At 47.3% G+C, this 3,665-nt stretch carries 3 protein-coding genes; all 3 read left to right on the top strand.

What is annotated here, in order from left to right:
- Positions 1–23: 23 nt before the first annotated feature.
- From sdhA to JHC35_RS08910, 3 genes are read left to right on the top strand one after another with little or no spacing between them, the layout of a single operon-like run.
- Positions 24–1,736 carry a succinate dehydrogenase flavoprotein subunit gene (gene sdhA / locus JHC35_RS08900; RefSeq protein ID WP_295044407.1) on the top strand — a complete coding sequence of 571 codons (1,713 nt, stop codon included), beginning with the start codon at positions 24–26 and terminating at the stop codon, positions 1,734–1,736.
- Between the two features lie 10 nt (positions 1,737–1,746).
- Positions 1,747–2,724: a succinate dehydrogenase iron-sulfur subunit gene (gene sdhB / locus JHC35_RS08905; protein ID WP_295044409.1), complete on the top strand. Its 978-nt coding sequence runs from the start codon at positions 1,747–1,749 to the stop codon at positions 2,722–2,724.
- Positions 2,725–2,734: 10 nt separating this feature from the next.
- The gene (locus JHC35_RS08910) at positions 2,735–3,616 is read left to right on the top strand and encodes a CoB--CoM heterodisulfide reductase iron-sulfur subunit B family protein (RefSeq protein ID WP_295044412.1); all 882 of its coding nucleotides are present in this window, start codon (positions 2,735–2,737) and stop codon (positions 3,614–3,616) included.
- The last annotated feature ends 49 nt before the right edge of the window (positions 3,617–3,665 follow it).

Raw genomic sequence — 3,665 nt, forward strand, 5'->3', positions numbered from 1 at the left:
GATTTTATCAACAAGGAAGGCGTATGAGTATTCCCATTTATACTTATGATGCGGTTATTGTCGGAGCTGGGTTAGCTGGATGTGCAGCCGCTCGCGAACTGCAAAAAGCCGGCAAAAAAGTTGCCGTTATCACAAAACTTCACCCGTTGCGTTCTCACTCCGGTGCAGCGCAGGGGGGAATTAATGCGGCATTCAGCGATGCTGATAGCGTCGAGCTCCATGAGTTTGATACTGTCAAAGGGTCTGATTATCTTGCAGACCAAGACGTTGTACAGTTTATGTGTGAAAAAGCTCCTGAGACCATCCGTTGGGCAGAGCGTATGGGTGCCGCATTTAGCCGTAACGAAGACGGAACCATTGCACAACGCCCATTCGGCGGACAATCTTCTCCACGCGCCTGTTTTGCAAAAGACCGCACGGGACTTACCCTCCTTCAAACCATTTACGAACAAGCGTTCCGTGAGGGTGTCGAGTTCTGGGATGAGTGGTATGTAGCCGATTTGTTGTATAACGATGGAAAAGTCTACGGTGTTGCCGCCTATAATATCCGCAACTCTGAAAAAGCAATCTTCAATGCAAAAGCGGTTATGTTCGCTACCGGCGGTTACGCACGTGCGTTCAAAATCAATTCCAACGCTCACGCCAATACCGGAGATGGTCTCTCACTCGTAGCACGGCATGGTCTTCCGCTCGAAGATATGGAGTTTGTACAGTTCCATCCATCAGGGCTCTCCGGAAACGGTGTTTTGATCTCCGAAGCGGCTCGTGGTGAAGGTGGGAAACTTCTCAACTCACTCGGTGAGCGTTTTATGGAAAAATACGCGCCGAACGCTATGGAGCTTGCATCTCGTGACGTTGTTGCCCGCGCAATTATCCAAGAGATCCGTGAAGGACGTGGTGTCGGACCTCGTAAAGATGCTGTGTACATCGATCTCGTTCATCTTGGCAAAGAGAAAATCATGGAGCGTCTCCCAGAGCTTCGTGACCTTGCGATCACCTTCCTTGGTCTTGATATGATTAAAGAACCGATTTTGATCTCGGCAACGGCTCACTATTCGATGGGCGGTATCCCGATGGACAAACACGGTCACGTTCGTAAAAACAATACCGAATTCGTCGAAGGGTTCTACGCAGCAGGTGAGTGTTCGTGTTCAAGTGTTCACGGAGCAAACCGACTCGGAGCAAACTCTGTTCTTGAAGCACTCCTTTTCGGGCGCTTTGTTGGTAAAACCATGGTAGAGGAAGTCGATTCGATTCCGCTTCACCATGCAACCGAGGAAGATGCACAGCGAATGATCGATGAGATCAACTGGGTACTCACCAATAACGGTCAAGAATCGGTATCTCAACTTCGCGAAGAACTTCAACAATCGATGACCGATAACGCAGGTGTTTTCCGTACGGCAGAAACGTTGCAAAAACAAATGGAAATTTTGAGCGATTTGCGCAACCGATATAAAAATATCCGCATTTCCGATCAATCAAAAATTTTCAATACCGAGCTTCAAGAGGCAATCGAATTCGGCCATATGCTCGACTATTCGCTCTTTATCGTCGCCAGTGCGCTGGAGCGCAAAGAGAGTCGCGGAGCACACTACCGAGAAGATTTCCCGACACGTGATGACGAAAATTTCTTGAAACACACAATGGCGTATATGGATGCTGAAGGTAACATTACGTTGGATTACATGGACGTGACCCTCGGTCGCCATGAACTCAAAGCACGATCATATTAAGGAGAACGCCATGGATACTATTAAAACTCAACAAGTGACGTTCAAAGTTTTCCGTTTCAACGAAGAGACCGATTACCTCCCTTACTACAACACGTATGTTTTAGACGTAACGCACGAAGAGGTTGTCTTAGACATCCTCAACCGTATCAAATGGGATCATGACGGTACCCTTTCCTACCGCCGTAGCTGCCGTCACGGTATTTGCGGTGTCTGTGCGATCAAAACAAACGGCAAAGCGATTTTGGCATGTAAAACCCGTTTATTCGACCTTGTCGAAACATTCGGAAGCGAGATCATAATCGAGCCTCTCAGCACCAAGCGTGCCATCAAAGACTTGATCATCGATAAAAAAGATTTCTGGGACAAACATGCGGCAGTCAAACCGTATCTCGTTAGCGAAATCGAAGAGCACCCAGAACAAGAACATCTTGTCAGTCCGCATGATGCTGAAAAGCTTCTCGAAGCCGATTATTGTATCCAATGCGGTGCATGTCACTACTCATGCCCTTCACTGGCTGTCAATGATGAGTACTTCGGACCGGCGGCGTTTGCTGCGGCGTACCGATTCTCTGCCGATGTTCGTGATGATGCAGCCATTGAGCGTTTGCACGTTGTCAACGAAGAGGCACAAGGGGTTTGGGATTGTGTCAAATGTATGGAGTGTGCGGAAGTTTGTCCAAAAGAGGTCAATCCGATCGAAAAAATCACCAAACTCCACAACATGGTATTCGAAGCGGGAATCGCCAAAGACAACGTCGCTACACGCCATGCCGTCGGTTTTGCCCACTCAATCGAAAAACACGGTCTACTCGATGAGGGTGAACTCGTACGTTACTCTGAGGGGAATATCGGTGTTCTCAAACACGTTCCTGTCGCAATGAAAATGTTTGCCAAAGGTAAAATCGTATTGCCGTGGAATATGCCAAAAGCCGATAAACTTGATGAGATCAAAAAATTAGTCAAATCTTCATCAACAGTAAAGTTCTAGGGAGTACTCAATGGAAAAATTAAAATACGCACTTTTTACTGGCTGTACGGCAAAAGAGAGCACACCGGAACAAATGATGTCGACCTTAGCTGTCGCCAAAAAATTGGGAATTGAGCTTGTAGAACTCACCGAAGCATCATGCTGCGGTGCTTCACATCTCCAAGACTATGATGATTTTCTTTCACTCGTATTGAATGCGCGCAATATCGCCTATGCTGAAAAACACGGTCTTACCATGGTTACGATCTGTAATACGTGTCAGCTCAACACGGCGATGACCAAACACCGTCTTGATCACAACGCGGAATTGAAAGCCAAAGTCAACGCAAAACTCGCTGAAGTGGGACTTGAGTACAAAGGGACATCCCAAATCACCCATTTCTTGTACGCGATTATCGATGATTTCGGCTTGGACAAAATCAAAGAGATGGTCACGACCCCTCTGAGCCAATTCAACATCGCACCGTTCTATGGATGCCACAATATCCGTCCATCAGAACTTCAAAATGAAACACATAAAAGTCCGGAAAGCGCTTACCGACCGACATCGCTCGATGATTTAATCGTTGCGTGCGGCGGTGTAAGCGTCGATTACGAAGAAAAAAACAAATGCTGCGGTTTCCATGCAGAGCTTCAAGCACCGCGTACCGCAGCGATTCTTACCGGTAATGCCGTAGCAGGTGCAATGGATGCGAATGCCGACTGGATGGTGACACCATGCCCACTTTGCCATCTTAAACTCGATACGCAAACGCATCATGCTTCTGTTGCGATCGGCCGTGACGTTTCACTTCCGGTTCTTCATATGCAACAGATGGTAGGTTTAGCTCTTGGCTGCAGTGCTGAAGAGCTAGGTCTCAAACACCACGTTACGAAAGTCAATTTCGTATAATTTTCCTCCTGAACGGGGGAACCTTTCGCTCTGATTCTTTATTAAACAA

Source organism: Sulfuricurvum sp. (assembly GCF_022759005.1).
GTDB lineage: Bacteria > Campylobacterota > Campylobacteria > Campylobacterales > Sulfurimonadaceae > Sulfuricurvum.